We start from the raw sequence: 19782 nt of genomic DNA, 5'->3' as shown, positions 1-19782 counted from the left end.
AAATACATTTTCATAGTCTGTCGGAACAGCTATCCGGAAATCTTCATATGTCTCACCGTGTTGCGTCATTGTGCACCTCCCCGCAAAGTTCGTCAATATCCTCGAAATTCCGTTACGACATTATTACCCCACATTAACAAAACACTAACACAGAAGCGGTATATTTGATATGACATCCAGCAACTACATCCTGTGTAGTCTGGTTTAGAGCTAGGACGCATCTGGAGATGCATTGCCCTATATGCCGAAACAAAAAACTCCCGAGGATGCGCCCCGGGAGTTCATGTAATAGTTAACAAACGAATACGAATTACGGCATAATTTTAAAATTGTGAAATGCTGCCATATTGATTTCCAAAGAAATGCGGTGGTTACCTATTTTGGCGAAATCCGTCGGGTTTTGTAAAATGTGATAACCATAATACATCCGCACAATCGATGCTGCGCTAAAACCCACTTTTGGAGTAACAAAAAACGAATTATTTGAAAAATCTGTCAGTAACCCCGCGTCTAAACCGCCAGTTATAAAATACATACTATTACCTACTTCAAATCCCATATCAAAGTTAACTTTGGGTGCAATGGCACTAACCTAATCGCTAAAACTAACAATGCCGTGAATTTATGGTGAACAATATTGTATGCAACGGCTCCTACGCTCGGATTTACCGCATAGCCGAACATGGAAATATCGGGTAATTAACCAATCATCCTATTGCTTTTCCTCCGGCAACAGCGCACTTGCGCACCACAGCAGCGCCGCCTGTCCGTGAAAATCACCGACCAATCTTCTACGGTTAAGATAATGTTCCTTTGTAGAACCGATATTCGTGCCGATACAAACATCTCTTAGATCGCCATTGTCGTTAATATATGGCATGAGCGCCAGCCAAGCCTTCCGCACCACAGGTGCATATTCATGCCTGTCGAGCCACCCTTCTTTTACACCAACAATCATAGCATACGTAAACATGGCCGATCCCGAGGTTTCTGTCCAGGAACCTTCAGGCTCGTCGACAAGTTGTCCCCAGAGTCCCTCCTTATTCACATAAGATTTTAGCGTACGCATCATATGTTGATAGCTAGACAGTATACGCGGATAGTGTTTATTATCTTTAGGAAGGTTCTTCAGCAGTTCCGTCATACCTGCAGCCATCCAGCCGTTACCTCTTCCCCAAAAAAAAGGTGCCTGTTTGGCATGGTAAAATAGACCATTCGGCTTTTGGATAGAATCCAGGTATACCGTCATTTCATAGGCCGCACGATCGATGTATTTCCTATCCTTTGTTGCAAAGTATGCATGGCTTTGAATTGCAGTGATCATATACATATCGTCTATCCAGAATCTGGTCTGCCAGCTGAGTCCCCTATCCAATAATGCGCAGTGTTTAATACTATCGCTTGCAGACGATTTAGGGAGCTGCCACTGCCGATCAGCGAAATCGATTCCGATATGGTAATAAAGCGGATTGTCGGTTAGCATATAGAGTCGCAATGGAATAACGCCAAAAACCGTATTATCAACGTGATTGGGCTTCTGCATCAGTTCCTTTCTCTTTCCCAAAAGGGGAAAGAACCGTTTTTCCAGGTCCATGAGCAACGCTTTATTATTTGCTTTTTCGCTGAACACCAGCGCGCCTAACCAGGTGCAGGTTTCTGGATATACAATGTAAGGTGGCTCGCCGGGGATCTCGTCAAAATGTCTGTAATCGCTGGCCAAATAATTTTTTACAAGCTTCTCGCCTATCAACACGGGGTCTGCATAAGCAGGTAAATCGTCCCATACTTCATCTTGTGCATAAGTCTGTATACACACAAACAGTATACATATTTTTAGAATTGTCCTTTTCATACTATCTATTCGCTACGTGTTAAAGCCATTGGCAATACGTGCCAATGGCCTTTATGACTCATTTATTTTAATATGCAATCCACATACTATTCGCTTGCGCCGTATACCCGCATACGATTAATACTTGCATTGTCGCCCCTATTGCTTTCGGTTACCGTGATACGAATATAACGAACTTTCTGCTTCGCAAAAGCTACAAAACGCTTATCGTCCGATGCCGGTGCAGATCCCCAGTTTAGCTCACCCACGTTCGTAAAAGTACCGCCATTTTGGCTCACTTCGATGAATCCTTTGCGCAGATCCGTATTTGTTGTTCTTCTGTTAATCATGATTTCGGTAATCATCTGTTCTGCTTTCATATCCACCAGAATCCAGTGTGGTAGCTTTTCTGAGCCACCCTCCCATTTGCTGTGCCAAAAAGGCGAAGCTCCGTCAACCAAGATCGCTGCCGGTGTGCCCTGTGATTGATTGAAAGAAGATGCAGTAACGGTCCATCCCGTGTAACTAAGTTCCGCTTCGATGAAGAACTTCACGGTAGACTGCACTGGATCAGCATCTTTGGATGAAATAGTAATCTCCACCTCACCCCGGCCTTTTGCCGTTACGACACCCTCCTCGTCTACCGTCGCAATATCCGGGCGGTTACTTTCATAACGGAGTTCGACCCCGGCTGCGATAGCTGGCAATATGGTTAGTTCTCTCCTTAATTGATACGTGCCTCCCATTGGTATGATGTTTAACTGTTTAGTAGGTGCTACAATCTCGGATACCGTCAGATCCAGCACCTTTACTTTAACGGTCGTGTGAATCTCTGGATTATGTACTGCCCTAATGGTTAAATTCGCTTCGCCGTTTACACGGTGTCCCAAGGCTCTACCCTCCTCATTTATCGTAAATACGTTAGCATCGTCTGAGTGAAAGGTTACCAAAGGTGTGCTATTTTCGGGCAGCAGATTAATCATGACCTTTTGTTCCAGGTTGTATCCCACGATAAGATAACCATCCACCAATCCTTCGACCTCAATCGTTTCGATGGATGGTCTTTCGATCGTTATTGTCCGCTGGTCGCTCAATCTGCTACCGTCCTGCGTTTTCACGATCAGCTCAGCATCGCCCATGTTCTTGGGTGTAATTAACCCTTTTGCCGACACGGTAAATATTTCCTCATCGCTCGATTTGTAGGTAATCCCACCTCTTTCTGCATTTCCGGGAGACACAGCAGCTTCCACTTGAAACGTTTCGTTCAATGGGATACGCAAGCCGTCGTTGTCGATATTCTGGATCAGGATATCGTTCACTTTTATTTCGTCCTTCTTGGAGCAGCTCCAAAAGATACATAATAGGGCTACTATGGCCACGCTATTTTTGATCAAATGTATCATAATTCGGTATATTAGTAATTTTACAATTTTTTTGCTTCAAAATCTCCAAGCCTCGCCAGCATCTCGACGCAGGCACCCTGATACAGGATTCCCGATTCCGGTCGCGGAGCGGTCGCTTTAAAATCATTGTTCAGTAAATTTGTCTGTGCATCCCTTACTGGAGACATCCAGGCATGTTGCATTATTTTTCGGCAAGCCTGTACGTACTTTTCATCCTTATCTACACGGCACAATTCGATGTAACCCCTCAACAGAATCGCATTGAACCACACATTGTTATCCGTCCACATCACGATTTCTTCCCCAAGTGCGCTGGAATGGTAAGGTTTGAACCAACGTTTGTAAGCTGCTTCGGCCGTTTCGCGGGCATCCGTTAGGTATTGGTTGTCGCCCGTAATCTCATATAACAATACAGCGGCCTGTACAGGCTGCCCTGCGTTGTAGGTGAATTTCGTTTTGTCTATGATTACCGCTGATCCCGGATTGTTCGGATCGGACAGCTTGATGTTGTCCCAATACAACTTATCTTCTGGATCTCGAAGCCGATCTTTCACCCAATGGTAGAATTCCTTTGCACGATCGAGGTATACCTGCTCGTTGGTCGCCTGATAAAGCTTTGCTCCCAGTACTGCCGCAGGTGCCGTCGAACAGGTATTTTTTCCTTTGTCGCCTTCCTTCCAGTGCACCCCACCGCCCATCAAATCGTTGGTTCCCGACAGCACAAAATTCCAGACGAGTTTTGCACGCTCGAGGTATTTGGTATCCTCGGTAAGCATGTACAGATCGACCATATCTAATCCGATCCACACATTATCGTCGTAGAATCGCTCATCGCCGCCACCGGGAAATACAGCATATCCCTCAGGACCGCCCTGTCTTTGATTTCGAAATTTATCAATCGATGTGAGCAGCCTATTGTCGTACAGCGTCGCATATTTCGCCTTGAGCGCCGGGTCGTGCTCGCCCATTACTTTAAGTGCCGTATAACCCGAAAATGCAGCTCCCTGACCCCACACCGTAGATGCTCCGTCCCAGTATGTATTTCGCCGTGGATAGTATTCGCCCCAGATATCCAGTGGCATACCGTCCAGAAAATACGTAATCAACGCATCCATCATCTGATCCGCAGCCGTCATCAGCATATCCCCCTGTTGGTCCTGGGTTACTTCGAGTTTTAAGGTAAACGGCTGCGTTGCAACGGCGCCATTGATACCTGTACTCGCATGCACGGTCCATTTGATATCGACCGGATTGCCTACCGTAGCGCCCACCGCCCTTGCCAGCGAGTCCAACGTCATACGAGGTACGGTTAGTATAGTCGCGGATCCCAGTTTATCGGGTCTGCGGCTCATGATTGGCTGCGAAAAATCGCCCGAAGCCTTATCAAATACAACGGTATAAAAGGCTAATGTGCCATTCGAGACGGTGGCTTCAGACCACTTGAATTGAAGCCCATCACCGTTCTCGGCGAGTGTTACCGTACTCCCGTTTATCGGGGCAAGCAAATCTACCCCTTGTACCCTGCCTTCACCGAGTCCACCTTTTTCTTGTTTCTCGCAGGCCATAAAACATACTGCGGATGCCATGGCGAGCGTATAAATAACTATTATATTTTTCATTATAGTTGCTTTCGTTATCTGCTATTGTCGAATGTATTTACCAGCCTGGATTTTCAACGAGATTTCTATTTTTATTCAGTTCGTCCTGTACAATATTCCACAGGTATTGCTTGTCTTTCCATTGACGGGTTTCAAAAACAGTACGCTGATGGAATCCGGCAGATGTTGTCGCTTCGATATTCATTCCATAAAAATCGCCACCATCGGTTTGAGCAGCTATCTTCCAGCGGTGTGTATCAAAGTACCGTAAATTTTCGAAGCACAGTTCAACACGACGCTCTTGCTGTATGGCCTGCCGCATGGCATCCTTACCCCCCGGTACCGGCACCATTCCATCTTCTGAACCGTACTGTGGGATTCCCGCTCTTTCGCGGATCATGTTCAAGTATTTTACAATATCCGGATGTTCTGGATCATATTCGTTCAAAGCCTCTACATAATTCAGATAAACTTCAGCCAACCTGAGCTGTACTTCCAAACGCCCCTGGATACGATCGGGCTCCAGTGTCGTACTCGGATGCACCAGTTTTCGGGCGCCGTATCCTGTCCTGGAATAATTACGACCGTTATACAGACCGCTATTTCCGCCGCTGTACATCTGTATGGTTACCGGCTGATTGTTACTACCCCTGTCGTTGTTTATCCATTTGCTGAGGTTAAAGGTAATGGCCACGTAGAAACGCGGTTCGCGTCCCACATACATATTGGAGGTGCCGGGTGCATAATATCTCGTATCCTGCGCCGTTGTGCCCGTCTCGCTGTATCCCGAAGCTGGATCAGTTATCGGTCGTCCGTTGGACATAAAAAAGGCATCTACGAGTTGCTGCGTTGGTCCGAAGGCCGACCATCCGCCGACATTTCGCGGCGAACCCATTTTGTCCGGGCCAAAATTATCCGATACACGCGCCATGATTACTTCCGAATTCCAATCCGTCAGATGTACATTCTTCAAGGATTCATACGGCTTAATGGCACCGTCGGCATCCCGTTCCATATAAAGACTATACTGACCGAAATCGATCATATCCTTCGCGGCATCAGCTGCCAGCTTCCACTTATTGGCATCATATTGCTGATTAACGAGTACGGTGCCATCCAAATTCTTGAAATCTGCATAATCGGTATTTCCGTTAAATAGCGGGCTGGCAGCATATAATAGTACACGCGATTTAAAAGCCAGTGCCATTCCGCGGTTTATTCGGCCCCATTCCCGTGTGTTGACTGGTGTTAAAGGCAAGTCGGCGATGGCCGTATTGATCTCGCTGACGACATAATCGACACATTCGTCATACGTATTTCGCGGGAGGCTAATCTCTTCGATGGTTGCATCCGGTGCAAGCAATTCTTCAGGCATAAGGATCACCGGACCGTACTGCATCATTAGATTGGCGTAAAAATATGCGCGGAGGAAGCGCGCTTCGGCCTTCCATTTTGTCTTTTCAGCGTCTGGAACCTCTGGATTTAAGTCTACGTTCTGAATAAAAAATGTAGCCGAGCGAATGCCCTGATAGTAATGGCCCCACCGATTGAAGACGCTGGTATTACGATCCCAGTTTCCAATATTCAGCTGGAAGGGTGCCATATCGTTGTAAGTCACATCAATGTCGTCCGACAAGCTTTCGAAACTGTTGTCAAAGCGCCAGTCCATCTGTGTGCGAATCCGGTTGTATATATTCGCCAAATATTGCTCGGTGGTCGTACGGCGTTTAAAAATATCCTCAATCTGCAGGCGGTCATCGGGTACCTGATCAAAGAAGTCCTTATCGCACGAACTGCATATCAGTATCAACAACAGCCCTATATATGTTTTTATTTTTGTGTTCATAATTAGCAGAATTAAAAAGTGATGTTCAGACCTAAGCTATACGTCTTAATATTTGGATATCGATCGCCTGCGCCACTACCCAACTCCGGATCAAACATTTTAAACGGACTAAAGGTCAGCAGGTTGTAACCGATAAAGTAGATACGTGCATTTTCCACGCCCCAGCTACTAAAAGAACCCTTCGGTATCGTATAGCCAAAGTCCAGGGTCTTCATCCGTAAAAAGCGGCCATTTTGAATCCAGTGGCTGCTTGAGGCCGTGTAGTTCTGGTTTATATCGCCATAAGAAAGACGGGGATAAAATGCGTCCTGCCGTTGGTCGTCTTCTGTCCAGCGGTCGTGAATATTGTTAAATAAACTTCCACGAGCAGATCCAGCACGGAAGGGCATGAAAGTGGTCGAAAGGGAAAATTCTACTTTATCCACTCCTTGGAAAAAAGCCCCTAAGGAGAATCCCTTGTAGGCTGCCGTAAACCCAAAGCCATACAAGATTTGAGGTACATGATCCAGTCCGATGGCGGTCTGGTCATTCGCATCAATTACGCCATCGCCATTAAGATCCCTGAATTTTAAATCGCCCGCCTGTATAATGCCTGCGGTACGTGCAACCGTTGGATCTTCGATCTCTTCCTGCGTATAGAAACCATCCGCAATGTAGCCAAAGCGCTGAAAAAGACGATGTCCACGTTTTTCCATCCATGGATACGGTTTCGCGGGTTCGTCGTTTTCGATCAGCTTGTTCGAGTTGTAGGTAAATGTACCTCGGAAAGTAGCGCCCCACTCGCCCCATTGCTTACTGAAGTTGGCGGTGATGTCGATACCTTTGTTTTCTGCGATTCCCAGGTTACCCAGCGGGTTAGAACGTAGACCTACGGAGGCCGGGACGGATGCACGGGTCAGGAAAATATTTTCCCTACGACGCTTGAACACATCCACCATCACTTCCAACGCATTGTCAAAGGTTTTAAGTTCAAGACCAATATTGGTGTTCTTCTCCGTTTCCCAAGTTACTGTCGAGGCATAATCGCCAATATCTAATCCGCCAATATTATTGTCTCTGTTTTGGCCGTAACTGTATCCACCCGTATTGGCTACCGTGGCAATATAGGCAAATCGCCTTCCACTGATGTCACCACTCCCCACTATACCATACGATGCCCTAATCTTCAACAACTGAATCACCTGATCCATATTGCCCCAGAACTTTTCGTTAGAAGGCACCCATCCCACCGCATACGATGGGAAAATTCCATACCTGGTTTCGGGCGCAAAATTTTCCGATCCGTTATATCCGAAGCTTACTTCCGCGAGGTATTTATCCTGATAGGCATAACTTCCCCTACCCACAATCCCACGGCTACGGTATGGAATTGATCCAATCAGATCGCCAGCTGTGGCACTGATCCGGTCTGATTGGTTGTACAAAAATAATCCGTTAACCGAGTGTCCACCAAACTCGCGGCTATAATTGATAGCCGATTCCAGGTAAAATTGTCTTTGTCCGCCGTTATTACGACTAAAATCAAGGTAATCTTTACCGGATCCACCATCTGTCCGTTCATAGACGAGTTCACCATTCTCATCGCGCGTCTGCGCATAGTACGTATACGGTATTTTGGATCGATTTAATCTATTTGTATTCTGTGCATCAAAAGAATATAGGACACGAGCCGAAAGTCCTTCCGTCACAAAATCCAGTTTCTGTTTGACATGGATGTCCGACATCATTTGATTCTCATAAGTCGTCACGTATCCGCGATTGGTCAATAATCCATATGGGTTGTTCAAACCACCACCGGTAGATACAAAAGGTTCTGAACCATCCGGATATTTTACCGGATATAAGATCGGGTATAAGTTAAAGACCGATGAGAAGATGGCATTTGTCCCTGTACCTGGATAATTTCCGTTCGATATCCAGCCTTTTACCCCCAGATCAACCGTGGTCGTTTTGGTCGCATGTACGGTTAAAGCTGAAGTAAAGTTATACCGTTTGAAAGCAATCTCTGAATTATACTGCGATAAGCCATCGGTTTTAAACAGGCCTTTTTCATCGTAGTAGCCTGCCGATACATAATAGTTCATGCGCGGTGCACCTCCTCGGATACTGAGGTTGGCCTTGCGGTTGTTTCCAAAACGGTTAAATATTTCGTTAAACCAGTCTACATCCGGGTAGAGCATCGGATCCTCCTGGGAAAGTGTTTTGCGTATCCGGTCTTCCGAATAGATCGGCGAATTGCCTCTCGTCACATTAGCCTCGTTGGCCATCTGCATATAGGTCACGCCATCGACCATATCGGGCACACGCGTAAATTCGGTGATACCCTGATAATAATCTACTTCTATTCGCGGTTTATCCAACGCCAGTCCCTTCTTTGTGGTAATCAATATTACCCCGTTGGCACCGCGTACACCATATACCGATGTGGAAGAAGCATCCTTTAGAATATTAAATGATTCAATATCGTTGGGATCAATGTTACTGAAGCTCCGTTCCACCCCATCAACCAATACCAGCGGACTGGAGTTGTTCAAGGTATTGAAACCCCTGATCCACAGCTGGGCACCATCCAGACCAGGCTCGGCACTACGCTGCATCCCGACCACACCAGATACCCGCCCGGCGAGCACCGTACTGATGTTGGCAACAGGTTGTTTCAGCTCTTTTACATCGAGGTTTGATTGGGCACCTAAGGTCTGTATTTTTTTCTGTGTACCATACCCCACGACCACTACCTCTTCCAGATCGTCAGAAGCCTCTTCAAGCTGTACGTCAATGCGCGTCTTATTTTGTAGCGGCTGTTCGACTTCCTTAAATCCCACAAAAGTAAATCGAACGGTTTTGGCCTCTTGGGGAATACGAAAGTCATATTCGCCGTTTCTATCCGTTTGTGTCGATATGGAAAAATCGACGATAGAAACCGTAACACCCACCAGCGGTGTACCATCTGGGCCTGTCACTTTACCTGACAGGGTACGTTGCTGCGCCGGGATCCCTATAATATCGGCTTTTGCAGCTGATAAAGGGAAAGTTCCAGCCACGGTCGGACTTAGGTTTATGGCCGACAGCAGTAACATCGCACATAGCGGCGTACTTACCTGCATACCCCGTTTGATGCTTCGAATTTTGGTAAATTCCTTTTTCTTCATTGCTTATAGTTTATTCGTTAATTGGTAATCATTCTCCTGTATGTAACAGGTTTACATTGAACAGCCGTAATTTGCTGATCGTAAATAGCGTTATCATAATTTTCTTTGTGGTTACATATTTTTATTTTTAAGGTTATAATTTATTTAATCTACTCGGTTACAGGTTCTAAAACGGCAGCAAAGCCACCGCTTTTAGCCAGCTTTATTTCGATCGATGAATGGACAGTTACCTCAGCCACTTCTTTCCTATAATCCATTGCCTGTTCAACTGCATTAATCCCATCTTTGAAGCTGGTCATCTTATATGTTTTCCCAGCAGTCAGGAAAGTAAGTTTTTGTTGAAAATTACGCCAGTCCTCTTCACTGTTTGTCATGCCACCGATATACCACTTCTCCCCTTTACGCTTGGCGACGATAACATGTTCGCCTACTTTTGCGTTCAATGCAATTGTCTCGTCCCAAGTTGTAGGCACATTGGTGATGAAGTCCGTACATTCCTCATTACGATAATACTGCGTAGGATTATCAGCTAGCATCTGTATACCGCTTTCGAAAATTACAAACAGGCTCATTTGATATGCGCGGGTACCGATGCTTGCCGAGTTCGGCCGCTCACTTCTATATACATTGGGCTGCATACTGATCATGGCGCCTGGCGTATAATCCATTGGACCGACCGCATTACGAATGAAAGGCAAGTACACACTATTGTTGGGATAACAGCCTCCCATTTGCTCCATACCACGCACCCCTTCGTAAGAGATGACATTGGGGTATTTATATTCCAGTCCCGCAGGCTTAAAGGAGCCGTGGAAATCTACCAGCAGGTTGTGTTTGGCCGCTTCTTTCGCGATACGCTCGTAATAGTTAACCATCCATTGATCGCTCCGGTCCATAAAATCGATTTTTACTCCCTTGACACCCCATGAAGCAAACTGTTCAAACAAGCCCAGGTTCTTCTCAACGGTCAACCAAGTTAACCACAGAAATACACCCACATTTCTTTCCTTACCATATTTGATAATCTCATGTACATCTACATCTGGATTCGGCGTATAGGGATCTCTTGTGCTTTTCGCCCATCCTTCGTCCATGATAATGTACTGCATACCAAATTTATGGGCGAAATCGATAAAATATTTATACGTATCCAAATTATAACCCGACACAAAGTCCACATCCGGACCGTAAGGTTTTGCGCCGTTCCACCATTCCCAGCTCGCTTGGCCCGGTTTAATCCATGAAGCATCAGCGAGTACATTTTTCGTCGCTAACCTATACGTCATGGTGTTGGTCAGTAACTCGGTGTCCTGCTTCGAGACTACAAAGTAACGCCATGGGAAGCTGCGCTGGCCCGTTGTTCTTGCGATGTACTCCGCTTCTTCCAGGATCTTTACGCTGCGATCGCCATCCTCGCCGAACCTCACCGGTACTTTAGGAAAAGTCGCGGTGATTCCATTCCGCCCGCTACTTTTCAAAAACATGCAGGGATAATCACTCAGATCTGATTCTGAAACCAATATTTTATACGGCTTCTTCGTGTCGATAAGCATAGGGAGCACGGCCATCTTGCCATTGGGTTTCCATTCCGTGCTATTGATGTGGGTATAGATTTCTTCGTAGGCTGTTTTGAAACCACCGGGTTGCTGTACATGCAATAGATTTTCGGATGTGAAGTTGATATTCATCTCCTCCGATACGACATTGATGCTGTCTCTAATATCAGTTATGATCCGATAAGCAATACCATCGTCGTACGCGCGGAACTCGACGGCATACTGATCCTTGAAACGAAGCACAAGCTGATTATATACATTATCAATCGTAGAAAACTTTAACGGAACGATAGGTTTCAATTGCTCTTTGATCTGTTGCTCCTTTTTACCTATTAATTTTGGTCGATCTCCGAGTACCCTATTATCGAGCTCGAGCCCGAGCGAGTTGTCACGCAACAGGGTATCGTTCTTACATAATACGGAATAATAAATCTTATCCGTCAGTTTAATCTCCGTGGTGATATCACCATTAGGAGAGGTCAGTTTAATCCCTTTCTGCGCGTTTGCGGTCGTCATGGCCGCAGCTAGCAGGAATACACAAGCAATCTTCTTCATTAAGTTATTTTTTCTATTTTAAAATGTGTTCGTTCAATGTCTATTCATCGGTTTATCTTTCCTAGCGGCGCGTATCGGTATCGCTCGGAAAGATATATTTGCACTTCGTACGTAAATAGTTAAGGGCAGATCAATTGGTATCCTATTTAACTACAGATTTATAACTTCACAAAAGTAATCGCCGGCTATCGAAACGCAGGCCCTATTTATGCCAAAAAGGTACACTGAATAACCAGATGCAAAATAGTATACCTTTTTGACGGAATAAGATACCATTCCCTTACGTGTGGTGTATCATCGCATCGGTGAAAGTTGTATCTTTAGGCCAACACATATAAACCGCTACGAGTCATTATAATGAAGATTATTGGTCAATTAAGATACTTTTCGATTTCGCTTATTTTCCTATTGGTATGGTCGGGTGCTGTCGCACAGCAGCAAAATAGACCTAACATATATCTACCCAATAATGCGGTATTATATACCTATCAGGATCACTTGGGATATATGTGGTTCGGCACCTATGATGGTTTATCGTTCTATAATGGCACAGAAATTATTACGTATAGGCATGAGCCGTCCAATCCGCTGTCTTTGTGTAGCAATATCATCTATAAGATTACCGCGGCCGACAAAGATCACATCTGGATTTCCACGACGATGGGATTGAATAAACTATCTTTATTAACCCGCAAAATAACAGCCTCTTACCCCTCCTTACCTAAACTTGTACATATTGAATCAGACGCTGGTGGCGACACCTGGATGATACCAAGTGATCAACTATTACTTCACTATAAATCAGGAGATGGCAGCGTCGATAGCATCATCCTCGCTAATAAAAACCTGAATTTACTCAATATCAATAGATTGTTTATCGTCGACTCCGCCTTATTGATATTAAAAAACGATGGCCATCTACTCTCCAAAAATATAGCAGAGATCAGCGAAAAGGAAAAAATTAGTGGTCAGGAAGTACAAATACACAAGCGCCGGATCGTGAAAGCATGCCTATCCGGTAACGATCTTTACTTCGTAGACGACCAATTTGATGTGTTTCAGTACGATTTGCTCACCTCCCGCACCCATCATCTGAATAATATCAAATCTCTGATCCATGAAGACTATGGCTTTATTGCACAAATTGAATACTATGATAAATCCGTTTATGTCGCGTTAAAAAACTCTGGCGTATTGAAGGTTGGCCGCGGCAATGGAGATCAAAGTGTCTGGATACGGCCGGGGGTTTCGGTTTTCTGTCTTCTTACAGATCGGTATCAGGACCTCTTATGGATTGGTACAGATGGGCAGGGCGTACAGCAGCACAGTGCTTCGGCGCCGTTATTCGGACAATTGAACTTATCCATCACCAACATTACCAACAAACCCGTCAGAGCAATATTAACGGATTCACTTGGCAATATGTGGGTCGGCACCAATGGGGATGGCTTGATACAGTTTAAATACACGCATGCAAGCAATAGCACGACCATAAGCGAACAGCCTGTTGCCCGCTTTAACAAACGCGAGGGTCTGCTATCATCGCAGATCTTCGGTATGGCCAAAAGTAAGTACCACGATCTGTTTTGGATCGGGACCGAGAGGGGCTTATTTTACTACAGTTATCGAGACCGTACCATACGGGAGGCCGTACTTCCCAACAGTAAGCCGTTACTGGAGAGCATCCACACCATACTGGAGACCAGCGACCGGAAATTATGGCTCACCTCTACCCGTTTCGGTCTGGTCGAGGTAGACATAACGGAAGTCGGCGGCGAAATACAGGTTCAATCAGCCCAAAATCACCTCCTTCGAGGAGAAAGCTTTGCCGGAAACGAAATCCAGTCCATGGTGTACGGCGATCCGTCGAAGCTTGTTGTTGGCCTGCGAGGCGGCCAAGGCGTCGCCGAATTCGACATGAATACCCATACGTACCATTTCTTACCCGTTAATGACCCCGAAAATGGCCTGGCCATCACTGATGTGTTAACCGTGTGGCGCGACTCAAACCATTCGTATTACCTAGGATCAAGCTCCGGGATGACAGCATTTAATCTGCATCGTGCTGCCGTTTCAGATATTAAACATTATAGTAAGAAAAATGGTCTTGTAAATGATATGATACACGGTATCCTTGGCGATGAGATGGGGTATTTATGGTTAAGTTCTAGCAGAGGTTTAATCAAGTACAACCCGCACAATGAGCTGTTTCATAATTATATTGCCCCTACACTCGAAATTAATGAATTCTCGGATGATGCCTACTGGAAATGCCCCTACACCGGCACGTTATACTTTGGCGCCGTAAATGGTTTTATATGGGTAAACCCCAAGCAGTTGCTGCAGCAAGAATCTACCCATCCGAGTAAATTTCACTTTTTTGATATCAAGATTAAAGGCGAAAGCCACCCCCTGTCTGCCTTTGCACGCCGCGCGGGCAAGGGCATTGAAATCCCGGCTTCCGTTCCCTCCTTTAGCCTTTCATTCACCGTGCTCGACTACTTGAACAAAGACTATACATATAGCTATAAATTAGACAATTATCACGACGATTGGATCGCTATTACCAATAGCAATCAGATCGATTTCACGAATTTACCAGCTGGTCGATACACATTAAAAGTACGTTACAAAAATGATGTTACGCCGGGCAGCGAACGCACGGAAAGCCTTTATATCGTTAAGTTGCCCCCTTGGTATCTGTCGACCAGTGCCATTGTCTTCTATATCATCTTACTTGCTGCAATAGGTTTCTATCTTTATACGCTTTCAAGGCGTATCGCATTGAGAAAGCGAGAAGAAGCACAGCGGGAAATGGAAAAGAATCAACGCAAAGAACTCTTAGAGTCGAAGCTCGCATTTTTCACCAATATGACGCATGAGTTTTATACGCCGCTAACACTCATCAAGGGGATCTGCGAAGTCCTGAAAGGAGGCGTTCCGCGTTCCGAATCAGCATACCAAGAGCATCTGAACACACTGACATCAAATACGGTTGCATTGGAAGGTTTGATTCGGGAATTGCTGGATATACACGATCCTGAGAAGGCAACCCCTACTTATCACATCCAAAAAGATGTACAACTTACGCCCTTAGCGATGCAATATCTCAAGTCCTTTCGTTTAATTGCTGAAAAAGCCCATATAAACTATGTCGAGTCTATTGAGCCAGACCTCATATGGAATACAGATACCGCCTTCTTTCAGCGGATACTAAATAATTTGGTCTCGAATGCTTTTAAATATGTAGATGAAAACGGTACCGTCAGAATTGATCTTAACCGGAAAGGGGATATATTGGAGCTGTCGGTGTACAACAGCGGTAAAGGAATTGTAACGTCCGAGCTTTCGAACATCTTCGAGCCTTATCACATTCTTCACAACGACGACGCCAACGGGTATATGCAATTAACAGGTCGCACCGGTTTAGGCTTGTCCATCTGCCGTTCGATGGTCGAGCTATTGGAAGGCCACATTGTCGTGGAGAGCGAGGTCGATCAGTACACCCTTTTTCGCGTAGTACTTCCCTACATCGCAGCAGCGGATGCCGAAGAGACCATCCCAAGTGAACGGGCAGACATCACGCGGATCGTAAGCGCAGAAAATGTACGTCCTACCCTTTTGCTGGTAGACGACAATCCGGATATTATATCCATGATATCCAGTTATCTGGCTACGGAGTTTGCTATTCTAACTGCCCACGGTGCACAGCAGGCCCTTGAGATCCTCACTACGGAAACTGTGTCGTTGATCGTCACGGATATTATGATGCCGGATAAAGACGGCATACAGCTCATTGAAGAAATAAGGAATACAAAGTCTTATAAACATATTCCTATCATTGTTTTATCTGCTAAAACCACGGAGAAGCAACAAGAGGCGGGTATACAATCGGGTGCAGATGTTTACTTAACCAAGCCCTTTTCGCTCTCCTTGTTGCGCTCGCATATCGATCGGCTTGTCAAAAAGAACGAAGTTATGCGTGATTATTTCCACTCTCCCGAAAGTGCCTATGAGACCACCATGAACAATATCGTTCACCGCGATGATAAGAAACTTGTATCAACACTTATTGCGATCATCGATGAGCACATTGAAAACCCGGCACTGAGTCCGGGATTTATTGCTGAAATAATGAATACAAGCCCGCGCAGTCTATATCGAAAAGTGAAAAATATTACTTCACTATCCTTGATGGATTTTATTAAAGACTATCGCTTTCTAACGGCCGAACGGCTGTTGGTATCTACCAACCTATCGGTACAAGAAATTATGTATAAGAGTGGCATGTCTAACAAGTCGTATTTCTACCGTGAATTCGTGAAACGAAATAAAGTCACCCCTAAGGAATTCAGAAAATTACGTTAACTGATACGATATCTAGTCGAACCTTAAACATGAAGATAAAAACCACTGAACGCATGACAAAAAAAACTCCCAGAGCATGCTATAACCTTCTATATTTTTCTTCTAAAAGATCTTTATACTTTTCTTTGTATTCTTCCGAAAGAAAAGAACTATCTATCCAATGTAACGCAACTGGTTTTCTTTTCTTAAAACGTTTAGCAATACCTGCTATCTGCTTATTATTTAATCCTGGCTAGTTCTCTTGCATTTACAGGAGCCAAAGTATGCCCAAACATTTTAAGTACTTGATTTACTTTCTCGAGATTCAGGTTTTCTTTCCCCTGTTCTATTTTTCGGATTACCGTTAATGCAACACCTGCTCGTTCAGCAAACTCTTCCTGTGTAAGATTTACTTCCTTTCTTTTTTGCTTTACAAAATCTGCAAGTACCATCATTATTATATGCTTTTGCAACGAATTTAAGAAAAAAATTCTTTATTATATGTAAAAACATATAAAAATATTTACTCACGACAAATTATATGCATTTAGATATAAAGACAGGGATGAAATATAAATTCTACTTCTTTTTACCGATCCAGCCGAGATGCGTATGCTTAAAATCATCACCATACTTTAACCCATAACCGAAAATCCGGTCCATGGCCGAATGGCCGAAGAGAATGATACCCGCGAGGGACAATACCGGGATGTGGAATATGAACCCAATGGCTAAAACCAACAATGCCGTGAATTTATGGTGAACAATATTGTACGCAACGGCTCCTACGCCGGGATTTACCGCATAACCAAACATGGAAATATCGGGTAATAAAAGACAAGCTGGGAAAACCCACCAGGCGTAATCCAATTGCGTAAACAATAAGATAGCCAGCAAAAATTGTCCGACTTCTTCCAGTTTCAATAGGGTATCCATTTGTTTAATCTGCCAAACTTGTCAAATAATTATGTTGACTTTGTTGCCTCCGCGCATAATCAATCAAAGCATAACGCGCACTTTGGTACAAATACGAACGCAGCGATTTTATGGCCGTATCCGTACTACTCTCATACAGCGCCATAAATATTTCCTGTGTCAGGTCTTCTGCTTGATCATCGTCCCGGAGCATTTTACGTATAAAGGTGTATATTACGGCGAAAGATCGATCATACAATTCCGCATATGCTTTCCGGTCTCCCCGAAACATTTGCTCGGCAAGTTCATTATCACTATCTATCCTATACCTGGAGGTCTTCAATAATTTATTCTCTAACCGTACTTCGTTTTCAAGTCAGTCCGGATGTTAAAATTGTCTGCCACAACACATCGCTAAAATTTAGCATGAATCAACCGTTGCTATACTAGTTGACGGTTACGAAACACCGATGTTATAGATTGATTTTATTTTTTTCGCTGTTCCAACTATCTCAAGACAAAGTAAAGATATTTTCACATTAAACGCAACAAAGTTGTACCAAGAGTCCACCCAAACATTTCAACGTGTCCATACATGCCAAATGGTGATGGCGTTACCTGTCAAAATATAACTATATTTGCAGCACTAATACCTAAGACCATATGGATCAATAATACGCACGGCATGCAATATCAAGATAACAAGCAACTACTCGACGACCTGAATATCCGAAAAGAAGAAGCCTTTTCTTTTGTTTTTCATCGGTATTACAGTAGACTTTGCCTCTTTGCATCGCAGTTTATCAACGAATCGGGAGAAGCAGAAGACGTTGTGGACGAAGCGTTTATGAAAATATGGCAAGGCAACCGGTCCTTTGCATCCATCGAGCATTTTAAAAGCTCGTTATACCAGACCACCCGGCATATCGGTTTAAACAAACGAACATCGGATCTCCGGCGAAGCATACGCACCGACCATTATGTATCTTCACAAGAGCAGACAGAGCAGAGCCAACTCCAACAAATCGTATACGCCGAAGCGATGGGTGAACTTTACCATGCCATACAAAGCTTACCGCCCAAGGCCCAGAAAATTATTCGAGCCACCTACCTGGAAGGCAGAAGCAATGAAGAAGTAGCAACAGAAATGCAAATAAGTATACAAACAGTAAAAAACCAAAAGTTGCGCGCTTTGACCCTTTTACGCACCCGATTAAGGAGAGACACCTTTGATTTATTGGTACTCGGCGCACTTATCCTAAAAAATTTTTAATAAAATTTATTTTTCTTTAGTACTTTTTCAATTTCGTGCGGTATACTTAATGAACAGCCTACAAATATGCACGATAAAGAAGAAAACAACCCTATTACTATAGGCAATATTATTGCAAAGAGAATACAAGGCGTCCAACTTAGCAGCACCGAAGAAGAAACAATACAAAAATGGCTCGCGGAGTCGCCTGAAAACCGAAAAATTTACCAAAAATGTAATGACAAGGAAGAACAGGCAGCGAGCCACGCCTACCTATCGTCTATAGACGTTCCAGAAGCATTTGCACGTTTCAAGAGAAATAGCCTTGCGGATAAAAGCATCAAGAAAACGTCGACAACACAACGATTGCCCGCTTACCTGCTTGCCGCCAGTATACTTCTTGCTGGAATGTTTGGTCTTTATACATTATATTTCGAGCACCCTGAAGAGGCGCCGATGGAAAAGACAGCAGCCAGCGTAGACTATGGGCCAGCTGGCAACAAAGCAACGGTAACACTTTCCGACGGCCGCGTATTTAATCTAGATGAAGTACAAAATGAAATTTACATCGACGAAGACGGGGTCAATTACGGCGACGGATCAATTGTTGCAGAAACGAAGTCGGTCGCCTCTATCGCGATTACAACACCGAGAGGAGGCCTGTATAACCTGACACTTCCTGACGGAACACGCGTAAAACTAAACGCTGGAAGTACGTTAAACTATCCCACGAAGTTTCAGGAGCACAGCAGGGAAGTACAACTAACAGGAGAAGCTTACTTTGAGGTTGCCAAACAGAACGAACGACCGTTCACCGTCAGCACTTCCGATCAGATCATCACCGTTTTAGGCACCCACTTCAACGTAGCGGCCTACGAGGGTCCATCTCCTACGAAAACAACCCTTACAGAAGGAAAAGTCCACGTAAAAGAAACCATCAACCAGACTGCGCTAATCCTCGAGCCAGGACAACAAGTCGTACTACATGAAGGTAGGTTATCCAAAAGAGCGGTCAACGTGGATCAAGAACTTGCCTGGCTACAAGGAAAATTTAATTTTGACGGAAAATCCCTACAAGAGGTCATGGACGATTTATCCCGGTGGTACAACGTGGATGTCGTTTACGAAAACGAAGTGCCGGATATCCATTTCTTCGGCGGGACCTTTCGCTCAAGCAAGCTATCAACTATCCTCAGCATATTAGAAAGTAATGCGATACACTATCGGATGACCGAAGACCATAAATTAATTATTTCAGGAAAATAAAAAAAAGAAAGGAGGTTATCGAAACCTAATAACACGAAAGTACCCCCCATATAGATTGAATCGA

General features: G+C 44.5%; 14 protein-coding genes. 3 read left to right on the top strand and 11 right to left on the bottom strand.

From position 1 onward, the window contains the following. Nucleotides 1-310: 310 nt before the first annotated feature. From G5B43_RS19000 to G5B43_RS18965, 8 genes are all read right to left on the bottom strand, one after another. Nucleotides 311-535 (bottom strand): hypothetical protein, encoded by a 225-nt coding sequence (locus G5B43_RS19000; protein ID WP_165296385.1) that lies wholly within the window; start codon nucleotides 533-535, stop codon nucleotides 311-313. 8 nt (nucleotides 536-543) lie between these two features. Beyond that, entirely contained in the window at nucleotides 544-690 is a 147-nt protein-coding gene (locus G5B43_RS19730) for a DUF4260 family protein (protein ID WP_410528496.1), read from the bottom strand. Nucleotides 691-712: 22 nt separating this feature from the next. After that, entirely contained in the window at nucleotides 713-1852 is a 1140-nt protein-coding gene (locus tag G5B43_RS18990; RefSeq protein WP_165296383.1) for a glycoside hydrolase family 105 protein, read from the bottom strand. Nucleotides 1853-1938: 86 nt separating this feature from the next. Further along, entirely contained in the window at nucleotides 1939-3234 is a 1296-nt protein-coding gene (locus G5B43_RS18985) for a discoidin domain-containing protein (protein ID WP_165296382.1), read from the bottom strand. 20 nt (nucleotides 3235-3254) lie between these two features. Continuing rightward, a complete protein-coding gene (locus G5B43_RS18980; RefSeq protein ID WP_165296381.1) occupies nucleotides 3255-4853 on the bottom strand; it encodes a glycoside hydrolase family 76 protein in 1599 nt (532 codons plus the stop codon). A gap of 37 nt (nucleotides 4854-4890) precedes the next feature. After that, a complete protein-coding gene (locus G5B43_RS18975; RefSeq protein WP_165296380.1) occupies nucleotides 4891-6678 on the bottom strand; it encodes a RagB/SusD family nutrient uptake outer membrane protein in 1788 nt (595 codons plus the stop codon). An 11-nt stretch (nucleotides 6679-6689) separates the two neighbouring features. Continuing rightward, nucleotides 6690-9827 (bottom strand): SusC/RagA family TonB-linked outer membrane protein, encoded by a 3138-nt coding sequence (locus G5B43_RS18970; RefSeq protein WP_165296379.1) that lies wholly within the window; start codon nucleotides 9825-9827, stop codon nucleotides 6690-6692. 149 nt (nucleotides 9828-9976) lie between these two features. After that, nucleotides 9977-11938 carry a glycoside hydrolase family 97 protein gene (locus G5B43_RS18965; RefSeq protein WP_165296378.1) on the bottom strand — a complete coding sequence of 654 codons (1962 nt, stop codon included), beginning with the start codon at nucleotides 11936-11938 and terminating at the stop codon, nucleotides 9977-9979. 357 nt (nucleotides 11939-12295) lie between these two features. Between G5B43_RS18965 and G5B43_RS18960 the strand changes: the two genes are divergently transcribed. After that, the gene (locus tag G5B43_RS18960; protein WP_165296377.1) at nucleotides 12296-16306 is read left to right on the top strand and encodes a hybrid sensor histidine kinase/response regulator transcription factor; all 4011 of its coding nucleotides are present in this window, start codon (nucleotides 12296-12298) and stop codon (nucleotides 16304-16306) included. Nucleotides 16307-16524: 218 nt separating this feature from the next. Here the strand turns inward: G5B43_RS18960 and G5B43_RS18955 are convergent, their stop codons facing one another. The 3 genes from G5B43_RS18955 to G5B43_RS18945 all read right to left on the bottom strand — a co-directional run bounded on the left by G5B43_RS18955 (nucleotide 16525) and on the right by G5B43_RS18945 (nucleotide 17543). Next, nucleotides 16525-16740: a type II toxin-antitoxin system Y4mF family antitoxin gene (locus G5B43_RS18955; RefSeq protein ID WP_165296376.1), complete on the bottom strand. Its 216-nt coding sequence runs from the start codon at nucleotides 16738-16740 to the stop codon at nucleotides 16525-16527. A gap of 124 nt (nucleotides 16741-16864) precedes the next feature. Then, nucleotides 16865-17221, bottom strand: coding sequence for a DUF4260 domain-containing protein (locus tag G5B43_RS18950; protein ID WP_165296375.1), 357 nt, complete (start codon nucleotides 17219-17221; stop codon nucleotides 16865-16867). 4 nt (nucleotides 17222-17225) lie between these two features. Continuing rightward, a complete protein-coding gene (locus G5B43_RS18945; RefSeq protein WP_165296374.1) occupies nucleotides 17226-17543 on the bottom strand; it encodes an RNA polymerase sigma factor in 318 nt (105 codons plus the stop codon). 342 nt (nucleotides 17544-17885) lie between these two features. Here G5B43_RS18945 and G5B43_RS18940 point away from each other — a divergent pair, with 342 nt between their 5' ends. Both G5B43_RS18940 and G5B43_RS18935 read left to right on the top strand, forming a co-directional pair. Next, on the top strand, nucleotides 17886-18473 hold the full coding sequence (locus tag G5B43_RS18940; protein WP_165296373.1) for an RNA polymerase sigma factor: 588 nt from the start codon (nucleotides 17886-17888) through the stop codon (nucleotides 18471-18473). Nucleotides 18474-18539: 66 nt separating this feature from the next. Beyond that, a complete protein-coding gene (locus G5B43_RS18935) occupies nucleotides 18540-19718 on the top strand; it encodes a FecR family protein (RefSeq protein WP_165296372.1) in 1179 nt (392 codons plus the stop codon). Nucleotides 19719-19782 lie beyond the last annotated feature (64 nt).

The sequence above is a fragment of the Sphingobacterium sp. SGR-19 genome (assembly GCF_011043555.1).
Taxonomy (GTDB): Bacteria; Bacteroidota; Bacteroidia; order Sphingobacteriales; family Sphingobacteriaceae; genus Sphingobacterium.
This window is presented reverse-complemented; position numbering and strand designations above follow the sequence as displayed.

Bases quoted from the DNA above. Each gene is read 5' to 3' on its own strand.
- G5B43_RS19000 (WP_165296385.1), bottom strand. From the start codon at position 535: ATGTATTTTATAACTGGCGGTTTAGACGCGGGGTTACTGACAGATTTT.
- G5B43_RS18990 (WP_165296383.1), bottom strand. From the start codon at position 1,852: ATGAAAAGGACAATTCTAAAAATATGTATACTGTTTGTGTGTATACAG.
- G5B43_RS18985 (WP_165296382.1), bottom strand. From the start codon at position 3,234: ATGATACATTTGATCAAAAATAGCGTGGCCATAGTAGCCCTATTATGT.
- G5B43_RS18980 (WP_165296381.1), bottom strand. From the start codon at position 4,853: ATGAAAAATATAATAGTTATTTATACGCTCGCCATGGCATCCGCAGTA.
- G5B43_RS18975 (WP_165296380.1), bottom strand. From the start codon at position 6,678: ATGAACACAAAAATAAAAACATATATAGGGCTGTTGTTGATACTGATA.
- G5B43_RS18970 (WP_165296379.1), bottom strand. From the start codon at position 9,827: ATGAAGAAAAAGGAATTTACCAAAATTCGAAGCATCAAACGGGGTATG.
- G5B43_RS18965 (WP_165296378.1), bottom strand. From the start codon at position 11,938: ATGAAGAAGATTGCTTGTGTATTCCTGCTAGCTGCGGCCATGACGACC.
- G5B43_RS18960 (WP_165296377.1), top strand. From the start codon at position 12,296: ATGAAGATTATTGGTCAATTAAGATACTTTTCGATTTCGCTTATTTTC.
- G5B43_RS18955 (WP_165296376.1), bottom strand. From the start codon at position 16,740: ATGATGGTACTTGCAGATTTTGTAAAGCAAAAAAGAAAGGAAGTAAAT.
- G5B43_RS18950 (WP_165296375.1), bottom strand. From the start codon at position 17,221: ATGGATACCCTATTGAAACTGGAAGAAGTCGGACAATTTTTGCTGGCT.
- G5B43_RS18940 (WP_165296373.1), top strand. From the start codon at position 17,886: ATGCAATATCAAGATAACAAGCAACTACTCGACGACCTGAATATCCGA.
- G5B43_RS18935 (WP_165296372.1), top strand. From the start codon at position 18,540: ATGCACGATAAAGAAGAAAACAACCCTATTACTATAGGCAATATTATT.